This is a genomic window from Streptomyces sp. NPDC088124 (genome assembly GCF_040685895.1).
Taxonomy (GTDB): domain Bacteria; phylum Actinomycetota; class Actinomycetes; order Streptomycetales; family Streptomycetaceae; genus Streptomyces.
Window position 1 is genome coordinate 80,469 of the sequence record NZ_JBFBJB010000033.1, and the last position, 25,002, is coordinate 105,470.

Below are 25,002 nucleotides of genomic sequence, written 5' to 3' on the forward strand. Positions count from 1 at the left end.
CCCAGGACCCAGAGGGCTCCCGGCGCCGGTGGATTTGGGTCCCGGGCTGGGTCCCAGGGCCCAAGCCGCCGGCGTTTTCCACTCCGTAGCGTTCGCCCGGGAACCAACCTTCAGCGGGGGAGGAGTGGTGAGGACATGAGAAGCAAAGGCCTGGCGCAGCCCTTGATTTCCCGGGACCGGGGACAGACGGGAATGGAGTACCTCGGCTTGCTCACCCTCGTGGTGAGCCTGGTACTGGCGCTGACGCTCACCCCGGTCGGGACGAAGGTGACCGGCGGACTCCACGACGCGATATGTCAGTTGACCACCGGCGAGTCCTGCCGGTCGGGTTCGGGTGACGGCGACGACACGGCGCTGCCGGCCCCGGACTCCACCGATGCGGGTGACGGCGGGACCACGACGCTGTCGGACCCCGAGGGCAAGCCGGAGGAGCCGACGGAGGAGGACGCGGCCTTCGAGCCGGACAAGTGCATCCTGGCCTCGGAGACCGACAAGCAGAAGACCGTGATGCGGATCCTCTTCATCAAGATCAGCTCCAGCAGTGAGCTGAAGGTCACCCAGTGGTCCGACGGAACGGTCACCCTCGACTCCACGGGCACGGTGCAGGGTGGCGTGGAGGGCGGGATCGACTTCCCCGGGCTCAAGTCATGGGGCGGCAGCGCCTCGTTGTCCGGCAGCTACACCAAGGGCGGGGGCGGCGGCGGCCGGTGGCTGTTCGACGGCAACAAGACCGGCGACCCGCAGAAGGACCTGGAGGCCAACTACAAGGACGCCCAGCAGTTCGCGGAGTACCTGAAGGGCGCCGCGAAGTGCAACAGCGCTCCGCCCCGTGCCTGGGGCACCGAACTCGGCATGCTCTGCAACCACCAGAACAAGGACAAGCTGCCGGAGCTGCCGCCGGACCGGCAGCCCGACCTCGACATCACCAAGACCACCAGCGAGAAGTCGGGTGACGTCAAGTTCGGCAAAAGCCTCAGGAAGGGCAAGGACAACAAGAGCGTCGGCCAGCTCACGGGCAAGGGCGCCCAGGGGACATGGATGGAGGACACCCTGGTCATGCGCGGCAACGGAGAGATCACCTTCGTCTACACCATGGAGATCAACGGCCGGGTCGGCAACGGCTACCAGGGCGAGGGCAGCCACATGCAGCAGTTCTACGTGACGTACAACGCGGAGGACTACGACAAGGAGGAGAAGGAGGGCAAGCCCCACCGCCCGACCCGGCTCAGGATCTCCACGGCCGAGCGCGGATTCAGCGGCAACCCGGGCGTCGACATCCGGGGATCGGTGCCGGCCGGTCCGGTGACCATGCACATCGAGGGCGGCGGCGGGAAGACCGAGACCGAACTGCACACCGAGGTGGCGGAGCTCGACCTGAAGGACCCCAAGGACAGCGAGACCGTCGAGAACTACCTGCGCAACGGTGAGGACGGCGACGACAGCGGACTCAAGCAGATCCACAACGCGGGCATTCCCTCACCGGCCTCGGCGGCGAAGCCGCTGACCCCCGACTCCACCCCCTTCGAGCGGCTCCTGCACGACAAGGCGAAGCTCAGCAGCCTGGACTACAAGGTGAACATCGACTGGTGGAAGGCCGGGTTCGCACTCAGCCTGGGCACGTCCCTCCACAAGCTGAGCACGGGCTTCAAGCTCTTCGGCCTGGAAACCAGCCGGGAGAAGGAAGAGCAGAAGCTGACCGGCGACCCGACCTACGCGGGCGCCCCCCGCGAGGACGGCACGCGCCCCTGGCTGCCGTTCGAGAAGTGCAGCTCGATCAAGCCGGTCTGAGCCGAGCCGCTCCGGGAGGCTGTTCCGGCAGATCATTCCTCGGCGTCATCCGTATCGGGACATGGGGGCTCGGGGATGCGGGCCCCTCGACTTTCCGCGATCCGACAGGCGTCGCGCAGCGCCTCGGACATGCGGGCCGCGAGGAAGCGGAGTTGCACCGCGGTGGTCTTGGAATCGGCGAGCATGTCGGCCGCGTGTCCCAGAATCTCGGCGGCCATGTCGAGTTGCGCGTCCTCCATCTCGTCGGCCAGGCGGGAGATGTAGCCGGTTCCGTCACCGGAGAGATAGCACGGCTTGCCATCCATGCCGGACCACGGAAGCAGCCGCAGCGCCTCTCCCGAGCCATTGAGAGCAGAAATACCGAGCACGTCGTCAACTCCTAGTTGGTCACCGTTCACACCCCACAGGGATCCCCTGTGTAGCGAATCACTCACAGAGTGCGACGGCGCTCGCTAGGCTCGCCAGTAGGTAGCGGGTGACGGGGCGCTTGTCGCGAAGGAGTCGGCGAATGGGCAGCATCTACGGCGATTGGCTCAAGGAACAGCGTGTGGCGGCGGGGTTGACGCAACAGGAGTTGGCGAACGCCGCGATCATGACCCGTTCGCACATCTCGCATATCGAAGCGGGGCGCCGAATCCCGTCGAAGGACGACGCCCGGCGTCTCGACAAGGCGCTGAACACAGGAAACGTATTGCGCAGCTTCCTGCCGCGAGATGATTCGGTTGTCGCCGATCGTTTTGAAACCGCGCGGCAACTCGAACAACAGGCAACGACAATCCATGAGTTCGCACTCTCTCTGGTCCCCGGCATTCTTCAGACCGAGCTCTACATGCGTGCGGTTCTTGACACGGCCTCCCCGCCTTGGAGCAGGGAGGAGTGCGACAGGATCGTCGTCACGCGGCTGGAGCGGGCGAAGATCCTCGCCGACCCGGTGACGCCCGTAGTGTGGGCGTTGTTGGATGAGGCGGTGCTACGTCGCCCGGTCGGCGGACCGGAGGTCATGACGGAACAGATCTTGCACATCGTGCGCTTGGCCGAGGATCGGCGCGTAAGGGTGCACGTTCTACCGCACGGCCTGGGAGCTCACCCGCTCCAACAGAGCATGCTGACGCTGATGTGGTTCGAGGATCAGCCCCCCGTGGCCTATTCCGAAGCGATCTACATGGCCAAGGTTCACGATGACCCGGCCATGGTCGAGCGAATCCAAGGCGCCTACGCTCTGGCGTTGGGCGACGCACTGCCCACGAGGGAATCACTCGCCCTGCTCAGGGCAGCAGCAGAGGAATACAGACACCATGACTGAGAACGCCACCCCTGACACCACCAGGACAAGCGGCTGGCGCAAGTCGTCCTACAGCGGAAACGACGCAGACAGTTGCCTCGAAGTGCTCGACCACCACCCCTCCGGCATCCCCGTCCGCGACTCCAAAACCCCCCACTCCCCCGCCCTCCTCTTCCCCCCGGCCCATTGGTCGTCCTTCATCACCGCCGTGAAGAGCGAGGCGTTCCGCCCCCTCCCCTGAGCACCTGGCGCCGGTCGCTGGGCAGCCGGCGTTCCGCTGCCCAGCGGCGATCTCGCGGGTCAGCCCGCGGACGGGCGCGGGGCGCGCAGGTGTGCGCGGTCCTTCAGTTCCTTCTCGTCGACCAACCTGAGCATCGGCTGACCCGGCGCGCACAACATGGTCACCACGAACTTGGTCGGCGCGTCCGGCAGGGCGTTGCCGTCCTGGTAGTGGATCACGTCACCGCCCGGCTCCCAGAACGTCCCACCCGCCTCGACCACATGCTCCGGCTCGCCCTCCAGCTCGAACCGGAGCGCGCCCTCGATCACGTAGCCGAACGACGGGCCCGAGTGGCGATGCGGAGGGAGCCCGGGGTGGCCGGGAGGCCAGTCGACGAGGATGGTCATTCCCGAACCACCGTCGGGAAAGAAGGGCGGGGTGACTTCCTGCAGCACCTTGACCTCGGGCGGCAAGGTGACCTCGGGGGCGGCTCCGCCCCCTGGGTTCTTCTCCGACATGTACGGCACCTCCGTGAGCCCTGCGCGGAACGGACGATCTTGCGATCCTGAGACCACTCTGCCCCCGGTTGGCGACCGCCACAATCCGGGATAAAGCGGCATCAAGAGGCGCGCCCCCGTTATCTCTCCGGGCTGAGCCCGGCGACCGTCAGGCCGAGCAGCCGGTCCGCCTCGGCGGCGGGGTCCTGGTGGTGTTCCGTGGCCCAGACGATGCCGGCGATCAGGGTGAGCAGGTCGGCGACGGTCACGTCCGGTGCCACCGCGCCGTCCCGTGCGGCGCGGCGCAGCAGGGGGTCCGCCGCCTCGGTGAACTTCGCCGCGCAGGCGTTCATGTGCGCCTCCTCGGCGGAGACCGGCGCGTCCGGGGTGAGCGCGACGGCCGCGCCCCGGGCAGACGCGGCGTACGCGGTGACCGCGCGCAGCCACTCCAGCAGCGCGGCCCGGGGGTCGGGGGCGTCGGCCAGTTCGCGGACACGGTCGCGCAGGGCTTCGAGCCGTTCGTGGAAGACCGCGTCCAGGAGCGCGCGGCGGTTGGGGAAGTGCCGGCGCACGGTGGCGGAGCCGACCCCGGCGACGCGCGCGATCTGCTCCAGGGAGGCGTCGGCGCCGCGCTCGGCGACCTCCGCCTCGGCCACGGCGAGGATCCGCGCGTAGTTGCGCCGGGCGTCCGCGCGCTGGACGGGCATGGCGTCATCTCCGGGGTCGCCTGGCGGGGATCCACCGAGCGGGGTTGCTAAGTGGCGGGGCCCTCCGTATCTTACCGAAAGCAGAAACGGCGGGCCCCGCCGTTTAATACCCGCGCCGGTCCCGCACCGGTCGCGTACCGCCGGAGGAGCGTCATGCCCACTGATCCGTCCACCGATCCCGCACCCGTCCTGGTCACCGGCGCCACCGGCCGGCAGGGCGGCGCCACCGCCCGCGCCCTGCTCGCGGCGGGCGTCCCCGTCCGGGCGCTGGTCCGCGACCCCGGCACCGACCGGGCGAAGGCCGTCGAGGCGCTCGGGGCCGAGCTGGTCACCGGCGACCTCGACGACCGCGCCTCCGTGACCCGGGCCGCCGAAGGGGCACGCGCCGTCTTCTCGGTGCAGATGCCGGATCTGGCCGGAGCCGGGTTCGAAGGCGAGCTGGCCCAGGGCGTCAATCTGATCGAGGGCGCGAAGGCCGCCGGCGTGCCGCAGTTCGTGCACACCTCCGTCTCCGGCGCCGGACAGCACACCGAGGCCCCCGGCTGGGCCGAGGGCCGCTGGGCGCCGATGGAGCCGTACTACGCGACCAAGGCCGGACTCCAGGACCAGGTACGCGAGGCGGGGTTCGCGCACTGGACGCTCCTCAAGCCGGGCTTCTTCATGGACAACTTCCTCCCCTCCATGGCGTTCCTGTTCCCGCGTGGCGTCGAGGGCGGTCTGGTGAGCGTCGTGAAGCCCGGGACCCGCCTGTCGCTCGTCGCGGTCGGCGACATCGGCAGGGCGGCGGCCGCCGCCGTCGCCGAGCCGGAGCGGTTCGGCGGGGTCGAGTTGGAGCTGGCGAGCGACTACCTGACGATGACCGAGGTCGCCGCGGTCCTCTCGCGCACGCTGGGCACGGAGCTGACCGCACCCGACATGACCGAGGAGGAGGCGATCGCGGCGGGGATGCCGGGGATGGGCGCCGCGCACGCGTTCATGAACGTGGTCGGCCAGCCCGCCCGCCCGGAGCACGCGCGGGCCCTCGGTATCCCGCTCACGACCTTCGAGGAGTGGGCGCGGGAACACCTGCGGGCCACCGCGTGACCGGTCCACGCCATCCGTAACCTCTGGACACCCGAACGAACCCCTGGGTAACTTGGACTGAGCAAGCGCTTAATCGAATGCTCGGGCCAGTCGTGGAACCGCAGGAGGTTTTCCCGTGCGCCGTACCGTTTACAACGAGGACCACGAGGCGTTCCGGGAGACCATACGCGCCTTCATCGAGGCCGAGGTCGTGCCGGTGTACGACGAGTGGTACGAGGCGGGGCAGGCGCCCCGCGAGTTCTACCACTCCCTCGGCGAGCTGGGCATCTTCGGGATCGAGGTGCCCGAGGAGTACGGCGGGGCCGGGGAGGAGTCCTTCAAGTTCCAGGCCGTCCTCACGGAGGAGTGCGCCCGCGCCGGGGTCTCCTTCGGCGGTTCCGGCGTCCACGTCGCGCTCTGTCTGCCGTATCTGAAGGCGTACGCCACCGACGAGCAGAAGAAGCGGTGGCTGCCCGACTTCGTGAGCGGCCGGGCGATGTACGCGATCGCCATGACCGAGCCGGGCACCGGTTCCGACCTGGCCGGGATGAAGACCACCGCCAAGCTCTCCGAGGACGGCACGCACTACGTCCTCAACGGCGCCAAGACGTTCATCACCGGCGGTGTCCACGCGGACCGTGTCATCGTCTGCGCGCGGACCGCCGCGCCGAAGCCCGACGACCGGCGGTTCGGGATCTCGCTGCTGGTCGTGGACACGAAGTCGGAGGGGTACACGGTCGGCCGCAAGCTCGACAAGCTGGGGCTGAAGACCTCCGACACCGCCGAACTGTCCTTCACCGACGTGAAGGTGCCGGTCGGGGACCTGCTCGGCGAGGAGAACGAGGGCTTCTCCTACCTCGGACAGAATCTGCCGCAGGAGCGCCTGGGCATCGCGATCGGGGCGTACGCGCAGGCAGCGGCCGCCGTCCGGTTCGCGCAGGCGTACGTGCGGGACCGTACGATCTTCGGCAAGAGTGTGGCGTCGTTCCAGAACACCAAGTTCGAGCTGGCCGCCTGCAAGGCGGAGGTGGACGCCGCGGAGGCCGTCGTGGACCGCGCGCTGGAGGCGCACGACCTGGGCGAGCTGACCGCGGCCGAGGCCGCCTCGGTGAAGCTCTTCACCACCGAGGTCGCCCACCGCGTGATCGACAAGTGCCTCCAGCTCCACGGCGGGTACGGCTACATGAACGAGTACCCGATCGCCCGGCTGTACGCGGACAACCGCGTCAACCGGATCTACGGCGGCACCAGCGAGGTCATGAAGACGATCATCGCCAAGTCGATGGGGCTCTGACCCGCCGGTCGGCGGGGCGCCGGGGCGGGGCTGTCAGAGCAGCCCCGCTTCGTTGAGCAGGTAGGCCGTCATCGGGTCGTAGAAGCGCGGGTTCGCGACATGGTCGTCCAGCGGGACCGTCACGCTGAGCGTGCCCTCCGCCTCGCCGAGGAAGAGCGCGGGGTCGTTGCAGTCCGCGTACCCCATGGAGTCGAGGCCGCGCTGGCCCGCGCAGCCCGCCCAGCCGTGGTCGGCGACGACCAGATCGGGCTGCGGTCTGCCGTCGCGCTCCATGCCGTCCAGGATCGCCCGCATCGGCTCCGGGGAGTGCGTGTGCCAGAGGGTGGCGCCGCGCTCCAGCACCGCGACGTCCGCGAACTGGAAGACCATGCCCTCGTCCGCCGTCAGCCTGCCGGGGATCCGTACGATCTCGCAGCCGGCGGCCCGCAGCGCGTCGGCGGTCTGCCGGTGCACATCCAGCAGGCCACCCGGGTGACCGGTCGCGAAGAGCACCCGCTCCTTGGCGTCGGCGGCCTTGCGCAGCCGCGCGGCCATCCGCTCCAGGGCGTCGACGGTCAGCTCGGGGTCGATGGTGTCCTGGCCCGAACGGTGCCCGGGGTCGTCGTTCACGCCGCAGCGCTCGGCCATCACGGCGAGCACGTCCTGCTCGTCGGTCCAGCGGTCACCCAGCTCCAGACCCAGCCAGTAGTGGCGGTCACCGTTGGCGAGCTTGCGGTAGTGGGAGAGGTTGTTGTCGCGGGGCGTGGCGACATCGCCCGCGATACGCGTACGGACGAGGTGGTCGACGAGGGCGGGGCGACTGGGTATCGGCATGCGCCCATTGTGCCGTCCGACCCGCGTGGCGCGCCGGGTGTCCCGCACGCCGGGACGGATCCGGGCCCGGGGCGCCCCGGGCGATCCGGCGGGACCCCGGCGCCGGGTGCCCGCCGGGGAGTGGTCCACTGTGCGTACCTCCATTACTCCGTCTCACCTCAACCGGGAGTGTCCAGTGGCAACTTCACCCGATCTCGGCCGGCCCGTGGCGCCCTTCACCCTGCCGGGCGGCGTGCTCGACGGCGACACCTTCGTACGGCGGGAGTACCGCCTCGAAGAACGGCAGGGGCACCCGCTGGTCATCGCCTTCTATCCCGGGGACGACTCCACCGTCTGCACCAAGCAGCTCTGCTCGTACTCCAGCGGTCTGGAGACGTTCACGGATCTGGGGGCCGAGGTCTGGGGCATCAGCCCGCAGGACGTCGACAGCCATGAGGCGTTCGCGCGCAAGCACGACCTGCGGATTCCGCTGCTCGCCGACACCGACCGGGCGGTCGCGAAGGCGTTCGGGGTGGCCGCGCCGGGGATCGGGGTGCGCCGGTCGGTGTTCCTGGTCGCGCCGGACGGCTCGCTGCACTGGAAGCACGTGGCGCTGCTCGGGATGACCTTCCAGCCGGTGGAGACCCTGGCCAGGGAGCTGTCGGGGCTCAAGACCGCCTGAACCGCGGCACCGGGTCCTCGGCGCTTCCGGAGCCGTCCGTACCGCCGAAGCCTCCGGCCCCGTCGGCGCCTTCCTCGCCCAGCGCGGCGAAGGCGCCGTGGGCCAGGCGGCGCAACAGCGCCTCCGTCTTGGCGCGGCCCGGCAGGCTGCCGCCGTACGAGCCGAGGTGCGGCGTCGAGTTGAGCAGCCCGAACACGGCGTGCACGGCGCCGCGCGCCTGCGCCTCCGGTACGTGCGGGTACAGCTCCCGTACGACCGAGACCCACAGCTCCACGTACTGCCGCTGGAGCTGACGCACCAGCTTGCGGTCGCTGTCCCTGAGCCGGTCCAGCTCGCGGTCGTGGAGGGTGATCAGCGCGCGGTCGTCCAGGGCGAAGTCGATGTGCCCGTCGATCAGCGAGGCCAGCAGCGCGGCCGAGTCCCGGCCCACCCCGGTGACCCCGGGGGCCTCCACCGCCCCCGCCGCCTCGTCCGCCTCGCGGACCCGCAGCCTCCCGCCGTCCAGCAGCCGGCCGCTGATGCCGACCAGCAGCTCGGCGAGCATCGCGTCCTTGCCCGCGAAGTGGCGGTACAGCCCCGGCCCGCTGATGCCGACGGCCGCTCCTATCTCGTCGACACCCACGCCGTGGAAGCCGCGCTCGGCGAAGAGGCGCGCGGCCTGCTTGAGGATCTGTTCGCGGCGGGTCGGGGCGGCGGTCCGGGTGCTCATGAGAAATCATTCTAGACAGGGTCGTTAGCGATCGTTAACCTGGACTCGGCGAGGTTAACGCTCGCTAACGCCCGGGCAGGTACATCAGGGCAGGTACAGGCATGCGGACACAGGCATGCGGACCCATGCGGGCGGACACATGCGGGCCGGAGCGAGGGAGCTACCAGCGATGCGGCAGCCGACGAGGCAGGGGACACGGCGGGTGACCGCGCAGCGTGCCCCCGTGCTGACCAGCTCCGCCGACCCGGCGTCGGCGGCGTGGAAGGCCAACGAGGTGGCGCACGGCGCGCTGGCCGACGCGCTGCGCGCCCGGCTCGGCGCGGCCCGGCTGGGCGGCGGCGAGAAGGCCCGCGCCCGGCACACCGCGCGCGGGAAGCTGCTGCCGCGCGACCGGGTGGACACGCTCCTCGACCCCGGGTCGCCCTTCCTGGAGCTGGCGCCGCTGGCGGCCGAGGGGATGTACGGAGGGGCCGCCCCGGCCGCCGGGGTGATCGCCGGGATCGGCCGGGTCAGCGGCCGTGAGGTGGTGATCGTCGCCAATGACGCGACGGTCAAGGGCGGCACGTACTACCCCATGACGGTGAAGAAGCATCTGCGCGCCCAGGAGGTGGCCCTGGAGAACCGGCTGCCATGCGTGTATCTCGTCGACTCGGGCGGCGCCTTCCTTCCGCTCCAGGACGAGGTCTTCCCGGACCGGGACCACTTCGGGCGGATCTTCTACAACCAGGCGAGGATGTCGGGCGCCGGCATCCCGCAGATCGCCGCCGTCCTCGGCTCCTGCACGGCGGGCGGGGCCTATGTCCCGGCGATGAGCGACGAGGCGGTGATCGTGCGCGGGCAGGGCACGATCTTCCTGGGCGGGCCACCGCTGGTGAAGGCGGCGACGGGCGAGGTGGTCACGGCCGAGGAACTGGGCGGCGGCGAGGTCCACTCCCGTACGTCGGGGGTGACGGACCACCTCGCGGAGGACGACGCGCACGCGCTGCGGATCGTCCGCACCATCGTCTCGACCCTGCCCGCGCGCGGGCCGCTCCCCTGGCCGGTCGAGCCGGCCGAGGAGCCCGCGGTGGACCCGGCCGGGCTGTACGGCGCGGTGCCGGTGGACTCCCGTACGCCCTACGACGTGCGGGAGGTGATCGCGCGGGTGGTCGACGGCTCGCGGTTCGCCGAGTTCAAGGCCGAGTTCGGCACGACGCTGGTGACGGGATTCGCGCACATCCACGGCCATCCGGTGGGGATCGTCGCCAACAACGGCATCCTGTTCTCCGAGTCGGCCCAGAAGGGCGCGCACTTCATCGAGCTGTGCGACCAGCGCGGGATCCCGCTGCTCTTCCTCCAGAACATCTCCGGCTTCATGGTCGGCCGGGACTACGAGGCGGGCGGGATCGCCAAGCACGGCGCGAAGATGGTCACGGCGGTGGCGTGCGCGCGGGTGCCGAAGCTGACGGTCGTGGTCGGCGGTTCGTACGGGGCGGGCAACTACTCGATGTGCGGCCGGGCCTACTCCCCCCGCTTCCTGTGGATGTGGCCGAACGCCAAGATCTCCGTGATGGGCGGCGAGCAGGCCGCCTCCGTCCTCGCGACCGTCAAGCGGGACCAGCTGGAGGCGCGGGGCGAGGAGTGGGGCGCCGAGGACGAGGAGGCGTTCAAGGACCCGATCCGCGCGCAGTACGAGAGCCAGGGCAATGCCTATTACGCGACGGCCCGCCTGTGGGACGACGGCGTGATCGACCCGCTGGAGACCCGGCAGGTGGTGGGGCTCGCCCTGACCGCGTGTGCCAACGCCCCGCTGGGCGAAGCGGGCTTCGGCGTCTTCCGGATGTGAGAGCGCGATGGTGAGGGTGGGAGCGCGAATGTTCGACACGGTCCTGGTGGCCAATCGCGGCGAGATCGCGGTCCGCGTCATCCGTACGCTGCGCGCGCTCGGCGTGCGCTCGGTCGCGGTCTTCAGCGACGCGGACGCGGACGCCCGCCATGTGCGCGAGGCGGACACGGCGGTACGGATCGGCCCCGCGGCGGCGTCGGAGAGCTATCTCCGCGCCGACCGGCTGCTCGACGCGGCGGCGCGTACGGGGGCGCAGGCGGTCCACCCGGGGTACGGCTTCCTCTCGGAGAACGCGGCGTTCGCGCGGGCCTGCGGTGCGGCGGGGCTGGTCTTCATCGGGCCGCCCGCCAGGGCGATCGAGCTGATGGGCGACAAGATCCGCGCCAAGGAGACCGTCGGGGCGGCGGGCGTGCCGGTGGTGCCCGGCTCCTCGGGCAGCGGGCTGACCGACGCGGAGCTGGCCGGGGCGGCGGCCCGGATCGGGCTGCCGGTGCTGCTGAAGCCGTCGGCGGGCGGCGGCGGCAAGGGCATGCGGCTGGTGCGCGCGGAGGCGGTGCTCGCGGAGGAGATCGCGGCGGCCCGGCGCGAGGCGCGCTCCTCGTTCGGGGACGACACGCTGCTGCTGGAGCGGTGGGTGGACCGGCCGCGCCACATCGAGATCCAGGTCCTCGGCGACACGCACGGCAACGTGGTGCATCTCGGTGAGCGCGAGTGCTCGCTCCAGCGCCGCCACCAGAAGGTGATCGAGGAGGCGCCGTCCGTCCTGCTGGACGCGGAGACGCGGGCGGCGATGGGCGAGGCGGCGGTCCGGGCGGCGCGTTCGTGCGGCTACACGGGGGCGGGGACGGTCGAGTTCATCGTCCCGGGCGACGATCCCGCGTCGTACTTCTTCATGGAGATGAACACCCGACTCCAGGTCGAGCACCCGGTCACGGAGCTGATCACCGGTCTTGATCTGGTGGAGTGGCAGCTCCGGGTGGCCGCCGGGGAGGAGCTGCCCTTCGCGCAGCAGGACATCACCCTCACCGGGCACGCGGTGGAGGCGCGGATCTGCGCGGAGACGGTCTCCGTGCGGGAGGGCAGCCGGGGCTTCCTGCCCTCCGGGGGCACGGTGCTGGCGCTGCGCGAGCCGGGGGGCGACGGCGTACGGACGGACTCGGGCCTGGCGGTCGGCACGGAGGTCGGCAGTACGTACGACCCGATGCTGTCGAAGGTGGTCGCCCACGGCCCGGACCGCGCCTCGGCGCTGCGCCTCCTGCGGGCGGCCCTCGCGGACACGGTCACGCTCGGCGTCCCGACGAACGCCGGGTTCCTGCGCCGGCTGCTGGCCCATCCGGCGGTGGTCGCGGGCGAGCTGGACACCGGGCTGGTGGAGCGCGAGATGGACGGCCTGGTGCCCGACGGGGTCCCGCCGGAGGTGTACGCGGCGGCGGCGGCCGTCCGTCAGGCCGAGCTGGCACCGGCGGGTGACCCGGCCACCGGATGGGTGGATCCCTTCTCCGTGCCGAGCGGCTGGCGGCTGGGCGGGGCGCCGGTCCCCGGGCGCCACATGCTGCGCGTGGCGGGACATGAGCCGGTTGCCCAGGAGGTGGGGCCCTCGGACGTCTTCCGGGTGGAGCCGGGGCTCGTCACCGTCACCGTGGACGGGGTGACGCACACCTTCCATCGGGCGGGGCACTGGCTCGGCAGGGACGGCGACAGCTGGCACGTCCAGGACTTCGACCCGGTCGAGGCGGCGCTGCGGGGCGCGGCGGCGGGGAGCGGGGTGGACGCGCTGACGGCGCCGATGCCGGGGACGGTCACCGTCGTGAAGGCGGGCGTCGGGGACACGGTCGTGGCGGGGCAGAGCCTGCTGGTGGTGGAGGCGATGAAGATGGAACACGTCATCGCCGCCCCGCACGACGGCACGGTCGCCGAGCTGGATGTCGTCCCGGGGTCCACGGTCGCCATGGACCAGGTGCTGGCGGTCATCACCCCGGCCGGGACACCGGCCGAGGCTCCGGCCGGGGTCCCCGTCGAGCCGTCCCAGGAGCAGGAGGCCGCCGGGGTCCCGGCGGCCGGCGGACAGGAGGAGTCATGACCGACGGGCTGCCCATGGCCGTTCCCGCGCAGGGGCTGCCGCCCCGGGTCCGTATCCACGAAGTGGGCGCGCGGGACGGGCTGCAGAACGAGAAGGCCGTCGTACCGACCGAGGTGAAGGCCGAGTTCATCCACCGGCTCGCGCACGCGGGGCTGACCACCATCGAGGCCACCAGCTTCGTCCACCCGAAGTGGGTGCCCCAACTGGCGGACGCCGAGGCGCTCTTCCCGCTGGTGGCGGATCTCCAGGGCGAGGTGGCGCTCCCGGTCCTGGTGCCGAACGGGCGGGGCCTGGAGCGGGCGCTGGCCCTCGGCGCCCGCCAGGTCGCCGTGTTCGGCAGCGCCACCGAGTCCTTCGCCCGGGCCAATCTCAACCGGAGCGTGGCCGAGTCGCTCGCCATGTTCGCGCCGGTCGTGGCCCGTGCCCGCGACGAGCGGATGCGGGTGCGCGGCTATCTCTCCATGTGCTTCGGCGACCCGTGGGAGGGGCCGGTCCCGGTCCATCAGGTGGTCACCGTCGCCAAGGCGCTCATGGACCTGGGCTGCGACGAGCTGAGCCTCGGCGACACCATCGGGGTCGCCACCCCCGGCCATGTCCAGTCGCTGCTCGCCGAGTTGAACGAGGAGGGCGTGCCCACGAGCGCGCTCGGCGTGCACTTCCATGACACGTACGGCCAGGCGCTCGCCAACACCCTGGCCGCGCTCCAGCACGGCGTGACGACGGTGGACGCGTCGGCGGGCGGCCTGGGCGGCTGCCCATTCGCCCGGAGCGCCACCGGGAATCTCGCCACCGAGGACCTCGTGTGGATGCTCGACGGCCTCGGGGTGGAGACCGGAGTCGACCTCGGCCGGCTCACCGCCACCAGCGTCTGGCTGGCCGGCGAGCTGGGCCGCCCCAGCCCCTCCCGTACCGTCCGCGCGCTGTCCGCCCCGGCGCAGTCCCCGGCGCAGTCCCCCGCGGCCCCGTCCCCCAAGGAGTAACCCGATGTCCCTGGACCACCGCCTCTCCGCCGAGCACGAGCAACTGCGCCGCACGGTGGAGGAGTTCGCCCGCGAGGTCGTCGCGCCCAAGATCGGTGACTTCTACGAGCGGCACGAGTTCCCGTACGAGATCGTCCGCGAGATGGGGCGGATGGGACTGTTCGGGCTGCCGTTCCCGGAGGAGTACGGCGGCATGGGCGGCGACTATCTGGCGCTCGGGATCGCCCTGGAGGAGCTGGCGCGCGTCGACTCGTCCGTGGCGATCACCCTGGAGGCGGGGGTCTCGCTGGGCGCCATGCCCGTGTACCGGTTCGGGACGGAGGACCAGAAGCGCGAGTGGCTGCCCCGGCTCTGCTCGGGCGAGACGCTGGGCGCGTTCGGGCTGACCGAGCCCGACTGCGGCTCGGACGCGGGCGGTACGCGCACCACGGCGGTGCGCGACGGCGACGCGTGGGTGATCAACGGCACCAAGTGCTTCATCACCAACTCGGGGACGGACATCACGGGCCTGGTGACCGTCACCGCCGTCACCGGCCGCAAGGACGACGGGCGTCCGGAGATCTCGTCGATCATCGTCCCCTCCGGCACCCCCGGTTTCACGGTCGCCGCCCCGTACTCGAAGGTCGGGTGGAACGCGTCGGACACCCGCGAGCTGTCCTTCTCCGACGTACGCGTCCCGCTGGCCAATCTGCTCGGCGAGGAGGGCCGCGGATACGCGCAGTTCCTGCGGATCCTGGACGAGGGCAGGATCGCGATCTCCGCGCTGGCCACCGGGCTCGCCCAGGGGTGTGTGGACGAGTCGGTGGCGTACGCGCGGGAGCGGCACGCCTTCGGACGGCCGATCGGCGCCAACCAGGCGATCCAGTTCAAGATCGCGGACATGGAGACACGGGCGCACATGGCGCGGATCGGCTGGCGCGACGCGGCCTCGCGGCTCACGCAGGGGGAGCCGTTCAAGAAGGAGGCGGCGATCGCGAAGCTGTACTCGTCGACGGTGGCCGTGGACAACGCCCGTGACGCGACCCAGATCCACGGCGGCTACGGCTTCATGAACGAGTATCCGGTGGCCCGGATGTGGCGCGACTCCAAGATCCTGGAGATCGGCGAGGGGACCAGTGAGGTCCAGCGGATGCTCATCGCACGGGAGTTGGGCCTGCCCGGCTGACCCTCTCCGTCGCCCCACACGACCCGTCCCCCCACACGACCCCTTATTAAGGTTAGGCTAACCTTCCTTGGTATGAGCTACCGGCCGTGACAGGCCGGGCCGCACCGAGCACCCAGGGAAGCAGAGCCTTATGCAGACGGCCGAGACCGCCCCGTTCCGTTTCTTCTCCCTCCAGGTCGCACGGACGCGGCGGCTCAGCCCGTCCCTGCTCCGCGTCACCTTCACCGGCCGGCCCGGCGACGGCCTCGGCGACCTCGCCCACTGCGCCGCCGGGGGCCGCGACCAGAGCCTCTCCCTCTTCCTCCCGCAGCCGGGCCGGCCCGAGCCCGTCGTGCCGGTCGAGAACGGCGACGGCTGGTGGGCCGCCTGGCGGGCGCTGCCCGACGACGTACGCGCCGTGATGCGCTCGTACACCCTGCGGGAGCAGCGCCGCGACCCGGACGAGATCGACATCGACTTCGCGCTGCACCCGGACGGCGGACCCGCGTGCCGCTGGGCGGGCCAGGCGTCCCCGGGCGACCGGGTGCTGGTGCTGGGGCCGGCCGTGGCGAACAACACGGCGGTGCGGTTCCGGCCGCCGGCCGACACCGACTCCGTACTGATCTGGGCCGACGAGACGGCGCTGCCCGCGGCCTCCGCGATCCTGGAGTGGCTGCCCGCGGGCCTGAAGGCGGACGTCTGGATCGAGGTGCCGCACTCCGGCGACCGGCAGCCGCTGCCCACGGCCGCCGACGTCCGGATCACCTGGCTGGTACGGGACGAGGGCGCCCCGTCGGCGCTGACGGCCGTACGCGCCCACACCTCGCGCGGGAGCGCTCCGTACGCCTGGATCGCCGGGGAGTCGGGCACGGTCAAGGAGCTGCGCCGCCATCTCGTACGGGAGCGGGGCATCGACCGGCGCCGGGTGACCTTCGTCGGCTACTGGCGACTCGGGCTGAGCGAGGAGCAGTTGCGCGAGGCGGCGACGGAGTCCGCGCAGGAAGCGACGTCCACATAGCCCCCTCCGCGCAGGAAGCGACGTCCACATAGCCCCCTCCGCGCGGGGAGCGACGCCCACATAGCCCCTCCGCAACGAAAGCGACGAGGGCCACTTCGGTGCGGGATGGAAAAACTAAGTTAGGTTAGGCTAACCTAAATTCACCCGATCAGGCCTCACCCCCACACCCCCACGTCCGGGAGGACCCCAGCATGCGTGCGCACCTGCTCAATGGCGCGACGGCGGACCGCTACCGGCGCTCCGTGACCGAGGGAGTCGAGCGGGTGGCGAACCGACTCGCCACAACGGAGCGGCCGTTCACCGGCATCACCCCCGACGCACTGGCCCCGGTGGTCGCCGCGGTCGATCTCGACCAGCCCCTCGGTGACGCCTCCGCCGCGCTCGACGAGTTGGAGAGCGTCTATCTGCGGGACGCCGTCTACTTCCACCACCCGCGCTATCTCGCGCACCTCAACTGCCCGGTTGTGATACCCGCCGTGCTCGGCGAGGCCGTGCTCTCCGCCATCAACTCCTCCCTGGACACCTGGGACCAGAGCGCGGGCGCCACCCTCATCGAGCGGCGGCTCATCGACTGGACCGCGCGGCGGATCGGGCTCGGCGCCTCCGCCGACGGCGTCTTCACCAGCGGCGGCACCCAGTCCAACCTCCAGGCGCTGCTCTTCGCCCGCGAGGAGGCCAAGGCCGAGGACCCGGGGAAACTACGGGTGTTCGCCTCCGAGTGCAGCCACTTCAGCGTGCAGAAGTCCGCCACCCTGCTCGGCCTCGGCCCCGACGCCGTGGTCTCCGTGCCCTGCGACCGCGACAAGCGCATGCGGACCGTCGCCCTCGCCGCCGAGCTGGAGCGGTGCCGCGCCGAGGGGCTGACCCCGATGGCCGTCGTCGCGACCGCGGGCACCACCGACTTCGGCTCCATCGACCCGCTGCCGGAGATCGCCGCGCTCTGCGCGCAGTACGGCACCTGGCTGCACGTCGACGCGGCGTACGGCTGCGGGCTGCTGGTCTCCCCCACCCGGCGGGCACTCCTGGACGGTATCGAGCACGCCGACTCCGTCACCGTCGACTACCACAAGTCCTTCTTCCAGCCGGTGAGTTCGTCGGCCGTGCTGGTACGGGACGCGGCCACCCTGCGCCACGCCACGTACCACGCGGACTATCTGAACCCGCGCCGGACGGTCGAGGAGCGCATCCCCAACCAGGTCGACAAGTCCCTCCAGACCACGCGCCGCTTCGACGCCCTCAAACTGTGGATGACCCTGCGCGTCATGGGCGCGGACGGCGTCGGCCGGCTCTTCGACGAGGTCTGCGATCTGGCCGCCGAGGGCTGGCAGCTCCTCGCCGCCGACCCGCGCTACGACGTGGTCGTGGCGCCCCAGCTCTCCACGCTCGTCTTCCGCTACCTCCCCGAACACATCACCAGCCCCACCGCGATCGACCGCGCCAACCTCCACGCCCGCACAGCACTCTTCGCCTCCGGTGAGGCCGTCGTCGCGGGCACGACCGTGGGCGGCCGCCAGTACCTGAAGTTCACCCTGCTCAACCCCGAGACCACCGTGCGCGACATCGCCGCCGTCCTCGATCTGATCTCCGGCCACGCCGAGCAGTACCTGGGAGAGAACCTTGTCCACGCTTCCTGAACGCGGCGCGCCGTACGACTTCGTCGGCATCGGGCTCGGCCCCTTCAACCTGGGACTCGCCTGCCTGACCGAGCCGATCGACGAACTCGACGGCGTCTTCCTGGAGTCGAAACCCGACTTCGAATGGCACTCGGGGATGTTCCTCGAAGGCGCCCACCTCCAGACGCCGTTCCTGTCGGACCTGGTCACGCTGGCCGACCCGACCTCGCCGTACTCCTTCCTCAACTACCTGAAGGAGTCCGGGCGGCTGTACTCGTTCTACATCCGCGAGAACTTCTATCCGCTGCGCACCGAGTACAACGACTACTGCCGCTGGGCCGCGGCCCGCCTCTCCAGCGTGCGCTTCGACCGTACGGTGACCTCGGTCGCGTACGAGGAGGAGAGCGAGCTGTACGTGGTCCGCACGGCGGACGAGACATACCGTGCCCGGCACCTGGTGCTCGGCACCGGGACCCCGCCGTACGTCCCCGAGTCCTGCCAGGGGCTCGGCGGTGACTTCCTCCACAACTCCCGCTATCTGCAAGGAAAGGCGGAGCTCCAGAAGAAGGAGTCCATCACCCTCGTCGGCAGCGGGCAGAGCGCCGCGGAGATCTACTACGACCTGCTCTCCGACATCGACGCGCACGGCTACCAGCTCAACTGGATCACCCGGTCGCCGCGCTTCTTCCCGCTCGAATACACCAAACTGACGCTGGAGATGACCTCCCCGGAGTACATCGACTACTTCCACGCGCTGCCGGAGGACACCCGCTACCGGCTGGAGTCGGGGCAGAAGGGGCTGTTCAAGGGCATCGACTCGGATCTCATCGACGAGATCTTCGACCTGCTCTACCGGAAGAACCTGGGCGGCCCGGTCCGGACCCGGCTGATGGCCAACACCGCGCTGACCTCGGCCTCGTACGAGGAGACGGCCGACGGCGGTACGTACACGCTCGGGCTGCGCCAGGAGGAGCAGGAGCGGGACTTCTCCCTCGCCACCGAGGGACTGGTCCTCGCCACCGGCTACCGGTACGTCTCCCCCGCCTTCCTGGAGCCGGTCGCGGACCGGATCAGGCGGGACGGGCACGGCCGTTACGACGTCGCCCGCAACTACAGCATCGACACGACCGGGCGCGGGATCTTCCTCCAGAACGCCGCCGTGCACACGCACAGCATCACCTCGCCCGACCTGGGCATGGGCCCGTACCGCAACGCGTACATCATCGGCGAGCTGCTGGGGCGGACGTACTACCCGGTCGAGAAGTCCATCGCGTTCCAGGAGTTCGCCGCGCCGGAAGGCACCGTCCGATGACCGGGGGCGCGCCGGGGCCGGAGATCCTGTTCTCCCGTACGGACGAGCGGCTGGGCCTCTTCGAGGTACGGGCCGTCGACCCGTTCGCCGACGTCGAGCTGCTGCACCGCTGGATCACCCATCCCGGAGCCGCCTTCTGGCTGATGCAGGGGGCCACACTGCCGGATGTCGAGCGGGAGTACATGGGCATCGCCGCCGCCTCGAACCACGACGCGTTCCTCGGGCTGCACAACGGCGTCCCCGCCTTCCTGATCGAACGGTACGACCCGGCCGAGGTGGAGCTGAAGGGCCTGTACGAGGCCGAGACCGGTGACGTCGGGATGCACTTCCTGGTCGCCCCGGCCGACGGATCGCGGCGGCTGCACGGTTTCACCCGCGCCGTGATCACGACGGTGATGGCGCTGCTCTTCGACGATCCGGCCGTACGGCGCGTGGTCGTCGAGCCGGACGTGCGCAACACCGCCGTCCACGCCCTCAACGAGGCGGTCGGCTTCCGGATCGAGCGAAGACTGGAGAAGCCGGAGAAGGACGCCTATCTGAGCGTCTGCACCCGCGAGATGTTCCACGCCGCGCTCGCCGCACGGACACGACAGGCAGCACAGCCCGCACAGCCCGCACAGGCCGCGCACAACGAGCGGACCGAGCAGACCGCCGAGCAGGCCACGGAGCAGAGCGCCGAGCAGACCGTTCGAGCAGCACGAGGAGTCACCCCATGAGCAGCCCGAAAGCACCCGCCGGCACCGACGCCGCGGTGAGGATCACGGAGAGCGTCGCCCATCTCACCCCGGCGCTCTGGGAGCAGGCCGGCCGGCTGCTCGTCCGCAAAGCCCTCGCGGAGTTCTCCCACGAGCGCATCCTGACGCCCGAGTCCCTCGGCGGCGACCGCTACCGGGTGCGGAGCGACGACGGCACGACCGAGTACCGCTTCACCGCGCGCCGGTTCGCCCTCGACCACTGGCGGATACCCGCCGACTCCGTACGGCGCCACCGCGGCGACGCCGAAGTACCGCTGGACGCACTCGACTTCTTCATCGAGCTGCGCGAGACGCTGGGGCTCTCCGCCGCGGTCCTGCCGGTCTATCTGGAGGAGATCTCCGCCACCCTCGCGGGCACGGCGTACAAACTCACCAAGAAGCCGGTGACCTCGGCGGAGCTGGCCACCGCCGGTTTCCAGGAGATCGAGACGGGGATGACCGAGGGGCACCCCTGCTTCGTCGCCAACAACGGGCGGCTCGGCTTCGGCGTGGACGAGTACCGCGCGTACGCCCCCGAGACCGCGAGCCCGGTCCGGCTCGTCTGGCTCGCCGCGCGCCGCGACCGGGCCACCTTCACCGCGGGCGCCGGGCTCGACTACGCCTCCCTGATCGGCGCGGAGCTGTCCGCCGGGACACGGGAGCGGTTCGACGGGATCCTGCGGGACCAGGGGCTCGACCCGGACGACTACTTCCTGATCCCCGTCCACCCCTGGCAGTGGTGGAACAAACTCTCCGTGACCTTCGCCGCCGAGCTGGGCCGGCGCCATCTGGTCTGTCTCGGGGAGGGCGAGGACGACTACCTGGCCCAGCAGTCGATCCGTACCTTCTTCAACACCAGCGACCCCGCCAAGCACTACGTCAAAACCGCGCTGTCCGTCCTCAACATGGGCTTCATGCGCGGCCTCTCCGCCGCGTACATGGAGGCCACGCCCGCGATCAACGACTGGCTCGCCGGTCTGATCGGGAGCGACGCCACCCTGCGCGCGGCCCGCTTCTCGATCATCCGCGAGCGCGCGGCGATCGGCTACCACCACCGGCAGTACGAGGCCGCCACCGCCAAGGGCTCCCCGTACCTGAAGATGCTGGCCGCGCTCTGGCGCGAGAGCCCCGTGCCCTCGCTCCGGGGCGGGGAGCGGCTCGCCACGATGGCGTCCCTCCTCCACACCGACCGGGAGGGCTCGTCCTTCGCGGGCGCGCTGATCGCCGCGTCGGGGCTGGCGCCGGCGGAGTGGCTGCGCCGCTATCTGGACGCGTACCTCGTGCCGGTGCTGCACTCCTTCTACGCGTACGACCTGGTGTTCATGCCGCACGGCGAGAACGTCATCCTGGTCATCGAGGACGGTGTCGTCCAGCGGGCGGTCTTCAAGGACATCGCCGAGGAGATCGCGGTGATGGACCCGGCCGCGGTGCTGCCGCCCGCGGTCGAGCGGATCCGCGCGGACGTCCCCGAGGACATGAAGATCCTCTCGGTCTTCACCGATGTCTTCGACTGCTTCTTCCGCTTCCTCAGCGCCGATCTCGTCTCGGACGGCACGCTGCCCGACGAGGAGACGTTCTGGCGCACGGTCGCGGAGTGCGTCCGGGGGTACCAGGAGTCGCTGCCGCGGCTCGCGGAGAAATTCGCCCGGTACGACCTGTTCGGCGAGGAGTTCGCGCTGTCCTGCCTCAACCGGCTGCAGCTCCGCGACAACGAGCAGATGGTCGACATCACGGATCCGGCGGGCGCGCTCCAGCTCGCCGGGGCGCTGGCCAACCCGCTGGCCCGGTTCGCGGCCTAGGCCCTGTCGCGACGGCGGCCGGCCCCGGCCCTGTTTCACGGGTCGGGGCCGGTCTGTTCGGGGGCCGGAGCCCGCCGTTCCGTCTCGTGTTCCGCCGACGCCTGATGGAAGAATCCCCGCATGGCGGAAATCATCCAGCGGGACGGCACCTGGACCTTCGACGGGAGCACGGTCCGTATCGTGCCCGGCAAGGACAAGGGCGTGGGCCTGCTCCGCAGGACACTCGGCGAGATCGGCGTGCCGCTGGAGGCGCTCGCCGGGATCTCCTTCGAGGCCGGGCGGAAGTCCGGGCGGCTGCGGCTGCGGCTGCGGGACGGCGCCGATCCGCTGCTCCAGATCACCGGCGGCCGGCTGGGCGACAGCTCCGAGCCGTACTGTCTGACGGTCGAGAAGGACCGTTTCGGGGTGGCCGAGTACCTGGTGGACGAGGTGCGCAACGCGCTCCTCCTCGACCAGGTGGACCCCGGCCCCGTCGACCGCTATCTGCTGCCGGGCCCCGCCCTGCCGATCACGGTGGGCGCTGGCGACGCGACCGTCTCCTTCGACGGGGAGCGGATCCGGCTGGAGTGGAACTGGAAGACCGAGGAGTCCAAGTCCTCCGGCGGCCCCCGCACGCTCCCCCTGGACGATGTGGAGGGGGTGGAGTGGCTGCCGAGCCGGGGGCTGGAGAACGGCTATCTGCGCTTCCTGGTGTCACGGATGCCGACCTCCACCCCGGCCAAGCACGACCCGCACGCCGTCGATCTGTACGGGTTCCGGAAGGACCCGCTGATGGCGCTGGTGGGCGCGGCGGTGGTGGCCCGGCTGCCGCATCCGAGGGCGGCGGCGTCACCGGAGGGCGAGATTCCGGGCGCAGGCCCCACGGAGATCGGCGCCCCGGCCTCCGGAGCGGGCCCCGTACCGGCCCCCGGGGCGGCTTCCGGGGCCCCCTCCGCGACCCACGCGGCGAGCGGGCCGGACGCGCCGGGCCATGGATCCGACGATCATGACGCCCTGCTGCGACGCCTGCGGGAGCTGGGCGAGCTGCATCAGTCGGGGATACTCACCGCCGAGGAGTTCGCCACCGCCAAGCAGGCCATCCTCGGCCGCCTCTGAGACGGGGGCCGCCTCCCTCATTCAGCTCTCATATTCAGCGGTTCCTGCCCGATTCCGGGCAGGATTCTTGCAAACACCCTCGTGCGCCCGCAATATCGACGAGTGCTCGAACGCCGACCGTCGTACGACGACCTCATCGACCATCTTGTGCGCAGCACCGCGCTCCAGCGCGGTGAGGCCGCCCGTGTGGTGCTCGACGTACTGGCGTACTTCGACGAGACGACCGAGGAATTCGTCCGGCGCCGCCACCGGGAACTGCAGTCCGGCGGCGCCGCCAACGCGGAGATCTTCGAGCGGATCGCGGCCGAGCTGCCGCACCGCGCGGTGGCGCCCCCGGAGCTCTCGCTCCGGCAGCTGCGCCGCATCGTCTACGGCTGACACCGCCGCTGCCGCCGGCACGGCCGGCACGTACCGGCGGGTCCGGGCACGCACCATGAGAACTCAGGAGGGGCAGAGACCGTATGTGCGGAATCGTCGGATACATCGGCAAGCGTGACGTGGCACCGCTGCTGCTGGAGGGCCTGCAGCGACTGGAGTACCGGGGGTACGACTCCGCCGGCATCGTCATCACCGGCAAACCCGCCGCGGGCAAGGCCGCCGTGCTGAAGATGGTCAAGGCCAAGGGCCGCGTCCGCGAGCTGGAGTCCCGCGTCCCCAAGCGCTTCGCCGGCACCAGCGGGATCGCGCACACCCGGTGGGCCACGCACGGCGCCCCGAGCGACGAGAACGCGCATCCGCACATGGACGCCGAGGGCAAGGTCGCGCTCGTCCACAACGGGATCATCGACAACGCCGCCGAGCTGCGCAAGAAGCTGGAGGCGGACGGAGTCGTCTTCCTCTCGGAGACCGACACCGAGGTGGTCACCCACCTCGTCGCCCGCTCCCAGGCGGACACCCTGGAGGAGAAGGTCCGCCAGGCGCTCCAGCTCATCGAGGGCACCTACGGCATCGCCGTCATGCACGCGGACTTCCCGGACCGTATCGTCGTCGCCCGCAACGGCTCCCCCGTGGTGCTGGGCATCGGCGAGAAGGAGATGTTCGTCGCCTCCGACGTGGCGGCGCTGGTCTCGCACACCCGCCAGGTCGTGACGCTGGACGACGGCGAGATGGCCACCCTCAAGGCCGACGACTTCCGTACGTACACCACCGAGGGGTCGTCCACCTCGGCGACGCCGACCACCGTGGAGTGGGAGGCCGAGTCGTACGACATGGGCGGCCACGACACGTACATGCACAAGGAGATCTCGGAGCAGCCGGACGCCGTGGACCGCGTGCTGCGCGGCCGGATCGACGACCGGTTCTCCACCGTGCACCTGGGCGGGCTGAACCTGGACGCCCGTGAGGCGCGCGGGGTGCGCCGGATCAAGATCCTCGGCTGCGGCACGTCGTACCACGCGGGTCTGATCGGCGCGCAGCTCATCGAGGAGATGGCGCGGATCCCCGCCGACGCCGAGCCGGCCTCGGAGTTCCGCTACCGCAACCCGGTCGTGGACCCCGACACGCTGTACGTGGCGGTGTCGCAGTCCGGTGAGACGTACGACGTGCTGGCGGCGGTGCAGGAGCTGAAGCGCAAGGGCGCCCGGGTGCTGGGGGTCGTCAACGTCGTGGGCTCGGCGATCGCCCGGGAGACCGACGGCGGGGTGTACGTGCACGCGGGCCCGGAGGTCTGTGTCGTCTCCACCAAGTGCTTCACCAACACCGTCGTCTCGTTCGCGCTGCTGGCGCTGCATCTGGGCCGGATCCGCGATCTGTCCGTGGCGGACGGCAAGCGGATCATCGCGGGGCTGCGCAGGCTGCCCGAGCAGATCGCGGAGATCCTGGCGACGGAGCACGAGATCGAGAAGCTGGCGGCGGAGTACGCGCAGGCGAGTTCGATGATGTTCATCGGGCGGGTACGGGGCTACCCGGTGGCGCTGGAGGCGTCGTTGAAGCTGAAGGAGATCTCGTACATCCACGCCGAGGCGTATCCGGCGTCCGAGCTGAAGCACGGCCCGCTGGCGCTGATCGAGCCGGCGCTGCCGACGGTGGCGATCGTCCCGGACGACGACCTGCTGGAGAAGAACCGGGCGGCGCTGGAGGAGATCAAGGCGCGCAGCGGCCCGATCCTGGCGGTGGCGCACCAGGAGCAGGAGAAGGCCGACCACACGATCGTGGTGCCGAAGAACGAGACGGAGCTGGACCCGATCCTGATGGGGATCCCGCTCCAGCTGCTGGCGTACCACACGGCGCTGGCGCTGGGCCGGGACATCGACAAGCCGCGTAACCTCGCGAAGTCGGTCACGGTCGAGTAGCGGTACGGGAGGGCGGTACGGACGGGCCGAACGCCCAAGCCCAGCCTCGCGTGGCTGGGCGAGACCGCTCGCCGCGCG

At 70.8% G+C, this 25,002-nt stretch carries 23 protein-coding genes; 18 read left to right on the top strand and 5 right to left on the bottom strand.

Annotation, left to right across the window (positions count from 1 at the left end; all coding sequences use genetic code 11):
* The first annotated feature begins 135 nt into the window (after positions 1–135).
* Positions 136–1,788 carry a hypothetical protein gene (locus tag AB0P17_RS26085; RefSeq protein WP_365814346.1) on the top strand — a complete coding sequence of 551 codons (1,653 nt, stop codon included), beginning with the start codon at positions 136–138 and terminating at the stop codon, positions 1,786–1,788.
* A gap of 32 nt (positions 1,789–1,820) precedes the next feature.
* Here the strand turns inward: AB0P17_RS26085 and AB0P17_RS26090 are convergent, their stop codons facing one another.
* The gene (locus tag AB0P17_RS26090; protein WP_365814372.1) at positions 1,821–2,093 is read right to left on the bottom strand and encodes a hypothetical protein; all 273 of its coding nucleotides are present in this window, start codon (positions 2,091–2,093) and stop codon (positions 1,821–1,823) included.
* Between the two features lie 203 nt (positions 2,094–2,296).
* Here AB0P17_RS26090 and AB0P17_RS26095 point away from each other — a divergent pair, with 203 nt between their 5' ends.
* Both AB0P17_RS26095 and AB0P17_RS26100 read left to right on the top strand, forming a co-directional pair.
* Positions 2,297–3,091 (top strand): helix-turn-helix transcriptional regulator, encoded by a 795-nt coding sequence (locus tag AB0P17_RS26095; RefSeq protein WP_365814347.1) that lies wholly within the window; start codon positions 2,297–2,299, stop codon positions 3,089–3,091.
* A complete protein-coding gene (locus AB0P17_RS26100) occupies positions 3,084–3,311 on the top strand; it encodes a DUF397 domain-containing protein (protein ID WP_365814348.1) in 228 nt (75 codons plus the stop codon). Before AB0P17_RS26095 ends, AB0P17_RS26100 begins: the two co-directional genes overlap by 8 nt.
* 59 nt (positions 3,312–3,370) lie before the next feature.
* Here AB0P17_RS26100 and AB0P17_RS26105 read toward each other — a convergent pair whose 3' ends face one another.
* Both AB0P17_RS26105 and AB0P17_RS26110 read right to left on the bottom strand, forming a co-directional pair.
* Positions 3,371–3,808 carry a cupin domain-containing protein gene (locus tag AB0P17_RS26105; RefSeq protein ID WP_365814349.1) on the bottom strand — a complete coding sequence of 146 codons (438 nt, stop codon included), beginning with the start codon at positions 3,806–3,808 and terminating at the stop codon, positions 3,371–3,373.
* A 119-nt stretch (positions 3,809–3,927) separates the two neighbouring features.
* Positions 3,928–4,494, bottom strand: a complete 567-nt coding sequence (locus tag AB0P17_RS26110; RefSeq protein ID WP_365814350.1) for a TetR family transcriptional regulator — start codon at positions 4,492–4,494, stop codon at positions 3,928–3,930.
* Between the two features lie 153 nt (positions 4,495–4,647).
* On the opposite strand from AB0P17_RS26110, the gene AB0P17_RS26115 reads away from it, so the two are divergent.
* Complete coding sequence (locus AB0P17_RS26115) at positions 4,648–5,577, top strand: NmrA/HSCARG family protein (RefSeq protein ID WP_365814351.1); 930 nt, start codon at positions 4,648–4,650, stop codon at positions 5,575–5,577.
* A gap of 115 nt (positions 5,578–5,692) precedes the next feature.
* The gene (locus AB0P17_RS26120) at positions 5,693–6,850 is read left to right on the top strand and encodes an acyl-CoA dehydrogenase family protein (RefSeq protein WP_365814352.1); all 1,158 of its coding nucleotides are present in this window, start codon (positions 5,693–5,695) and stop codon (positions 6,848–6,850) included.
* A 33-nt stretch (positions 6,851–6,883) separates the two neighbouring features.
* Here the strand turns inward: AB0P17_RS26120 and AB0P17_RS26125 are convergent, their stop codons facing one another.
* On the bottom strand, positions 6,884–7,663 hold the full coding sequence (locus tag AB0P17_RS26125; protein ID WP_365814353.1) for a phosphatase: 780 nt from the start codon (positions 7,661–7,663) through the stop codon (positions 6,884–6,886).
* 175 nt (positions 7,664–7,838) lie between these two features.
* Between AB0P17_RS26125 and AB0P17_RS26130 the strand changes: the two genes are divergently transcribed.
* Positions 7,839–8,324, top strand: a complete 486-nt coding sequence (locus AB0P17_RS26130; RefSeq protein WP_365814354.1) for a peroxiredoxin — start codon at positions 7,839–7,841, stop codon at positions 8,322–8,324.
* Here the strand turns inward: AB0P17_RS26130 and AB0P17_RS26135 are convergent.
* Positions 8,311–9,033: a TetR/AcrR family transcriptional regulator gene (locus tag AB0P17_RS26135; RefSeq protein WP_365814355.1), complete on the bottom strand. Its 723-nt coding sequence runs from the start codon at positions 9,031–9,033 to the stop codon at positions 8,311–8,313. The two genes, AB0P17_RS26130 and AB0P17_RS26135, sit on opposite strands and share 14 nt — an antisense overlap.
* Before the next feature lie 223 nt (positions 9,034–9,256).
* Here AB0P17_RS26135 and AB0P17_RS26140 point away from each other — a divergent pair, with 223 nt between their 5' ends.
* From AB0P17_RS26140 to glmS, 12 genes are all read left to right on the top strand, one after another.
* Positions 9,257–10,858 carry a carboxyl transferase domain-containing protein gene (locus AB0P17_RS26140; RefSeq protein ID WP_365814373.1) on the top strand — a complete coding sequence of 534 codons (1,602 nt, stop codon included), beginning with the start codon at positions 9,257–9,259 and terminating at the stop codon, positions 10,856–10,858.
* Between the two features lie 28 nt (positions 10,859–10,886).
* Positions 10,887–12,938 (top strand): biotin carboxylase N-terminal domain-containing protein, encoded by a 2,052-nt coding sequence (locus AB0P17_RS26145; RefSeq protein ID WP_365814356.1) that lies wholly within the window; start codon positions 10,887–10,889, stop codon positions 12,936–12,938.
* Positions 12,935–13,918, top strand: coding sequence for a hydroxymethylglutaryl-CoA lyase (locus AB0P17_RS26150; protein WP_365814357.1), 984 nt, complete (start codon positions 12,935–12,937; stop codon positions 13,916–13,918). The genes AB0P17_RS26145 and AB0P17_RS26150 overlap by 4 nt, the downstream gene beginning before the upstream one ends.
* Positions 13,919–13,922: 4 nt before the next feature.
* Positions 13,923–15,083 (top strand): acyl-CoA dehydrogenase family protein, encoded by a 1,161-nt coding sequence (locus tag AB0P17_RS26155; protein ID WP_365814358.1) that lies wholly within the window; start codon positions 13,923–13,925, stop codon positions 15,081–15,083.
* Between the two features lie 130 nt (positions 15,084–15,213).
* On the top strand, positions 15,214–16,080 hold the full coding sequence (locus AB0P17_RS26160) for a siderophore-interacting protein (protein ID WP_365814359.1): 867 nt from the start codon (positions 15,214–15,216) through the stop codon (positions 16,078–16,080).
* A 191-nt stretch (positions 16,081–16,271) separates the two neighbouring features.
* Complete coding sequence (locus AB0P17_RS26165) at positions 16,272–17,714, top strand: aspartate aminotransferase family protein (protein WP_365814360.1); 1,443 nt, start codon at positions 16,272–16,274, stop codon at positions 17,712–17,714.
* Entirely contained in the window at positions 17,698–19,005 is a 1,308-nt protein-coding gene (locus AB0P17_RS26170) for a lysine N(6)-hydroxylase/L-ornithine N(5)-oxygenase family protein (RefSeq protein WP_365814361.1), read from the top strand. The genes AB0P17_RS26165 and AB0P17_RS26170 overlap by 17 nt, the downstream gene beginning before the upstream one ends.
* Entirely contained in the window at positions 19,002–19,721 is a 720-nt protein-coding gene (locus AB0P17_RS26175; RefSeq protein WP_365814362.1) for a GNAT family N-acetyltransferase, read from the top strand. The genes AB0P17_RS26170 and AB0P17_RS26175 overlap by 4 nt, the downstream gene beginning before the upstream one ends.
* Positions 19,718–21,538, top strand: a complete 1,821-nt coding sequence (locus tag AB0P17_RS26180) for an IucA/IucC family siderophore biosynthesis protein (RefSeq protein ID WP_365814363.1) — start codon at positions 19,718–19,720, stop codon at positions 21,536–21,538. The genes AB0P17_RS26175 and AB0P17_RS26180 overlap by 4 nt, the downstream gene beginning before the upstream one ends.
* 120 nt (positions 21,539–21,658) lie before the next feature.
* Entirely contained in the window at positions 21,659–22,633 is a 975-nt protein-coding gene (locus AB0P17_RS26185) for a DUF4429 domain-containing protein (protein WP_365814364.1), read from the top strand.
* Between the two features lie 102 nt (positions 22,634–22,735).
* A complete protein-coding gene (locus tag AB0P17_RS26190; protein WP_329826955.1) occupies positions 22,736–23,011 on the top strand; it encodes a hypothetical protein in 276 nt (91 codons plus the stop codon).
* Between the two features lie 83 nt (positions 23,012–23,094).
* Positions 23,095–24,924 carry a glutamine--fructose-6-phosphate transaminase (isomerizing) gene (glmS, locus tag AB0P17_RS26195; protein ID WP_365814365.1) on the top strand — a complete coding sequence of 610 codons (1,830 nt, stop codon included), beginning with the start codon at positions 23,095–23,097 and terminating at the stop codon, positions 24,922–24,924.
* Positions 24,925–25,002 lie beyond the last annotated feature (78 nt).

Bases quoted from the DNA above. Each gene is read 5' to 3' on its own strand.
- AB0P17_RS26085 (WP_365814346.1), top strand. From the start codon at position 136: ATGAGAAGCAAAGGCCTGGCGCAGCCCTTGATTTCCCGGGACCGGGGA.
- AB0P17_RS26090 (WP_365814372.1), bottom strand. From the start codon at position 2,093: ATGGATGGCAAGCCGTGCTATCTCTCCGGTGACGGAACCGGCTACATC.
- AB0P17_RS26095 (WP_365814347.1), top strand. From the start codon at position 2,297: ATGGGCAGCATCTACGGCGATTGGCTCAAGGAACAGCGTGTGGCGGCG.
- AB0P17_RS26100 (WP_365814348.1), top strand. From the start codon at position 3,084: ATGACTGAGAACGCCACCCCTGACACCACCAGGACAAGCGGCTGGCGC.
- AB0P17_RS26105 (WP_365814349.1), bottom strand. From the start codon at position 3,808: ATGTCGGAGAAGAACCCAGGGGGCGGAGCCGCCCCCGAGGTCACCTTG.
- AB0P17_RS26110 (WP_365814350.1), bottom strand. From the start codon at position 4,494: ATGCCCGTCCAGCGCGCGGACGCCCGGCGCAACTACGCGCGGATCCTC.
- AB0P17_RS26115 (WP_365814351.1), top strand. From the start codon at position 4,648: ATGCCCACTGATCCGTCCACCGATCCCGCACCCGTCCTGGTCACCGGC.
- AB0P17_RS26125 (WP_365814353.1), bottom strand. From the start codon at position 7,663: ATGCCGATACCCAGTCGCCCCGCCCTCGTCGACCACCTCGTCCGTACG.
- AB0P17_RS26135 (WP_365814355.1), bottom strand. From the start codon at position 9,033: ATGAGCACCCGGACCGCCGCCCCGACCCGCCGCGAACAGATCCTCAAG.
- AB0P17_RS26145 (WP_365814356.1), top strand. From the start codon at position 10,887: ATGTTCGACACGGTCCTGGTGGCCAATCGCGGCGAGATCGCGGTCCGC.
- AB0P17_RS26150 (WP_365814357.1), top strand. From the start codon at position 12,935: ATGACCGACGGGCTGCCCATGGCCGTTCCCGCGCAGGGGCTGCCGCCC.
- AB0P17_RS26155 (WP_365814358.1), top strand. From the start codon at position 13,923: ATGTCCCTGGACCACCGCCTCTCCGCCGAGCACGAGCAACTGCGCCGC.
- AB0P17_RS26160 (WP_365814359.1), top strand. From the start codon at position 15,214: ATGCAGACGGCCGAGACCGCCCCGTTCCGTTTCTTCTCCCTCCAGGTC.
- AB0P17_RS26165 (WP_365814360.1), top strand. From the start codon at position 16,272: ATGCGTGCGCACCTGCTCAATGGCGCGACGGCGGACCGCTACCGGCGC.
- AB0P17_RS26175 (WP_365814362.1), top strand. From the start codon at position 19,002: ATGACCGGGGGCGCGCCGGGGCCGGAGATCCTGTTCTCCCGTACGGAC.
- AB0P17_RS26180 (WP_365814363.1), top strand. From the start codon at position 19,718: ATGAGCAGCCCGAAAGCACCCGCCGGCACCGACGCCGCGGTGAGGATC.
- AB0P17_RS26185 (WP_365814364.1), top strand. From the start codon at position 21,659: ATGGCGGAAATCATCCAGCGGGACGGCACCTGGACCTTCGACGGGAGC.
- glmS (WP_365814365.1), top strand. From the start codon at position 23,095: ATGTGCGGAATCGTCGGATACATCGGCAAGCGTGACGTGGCACCGCTG.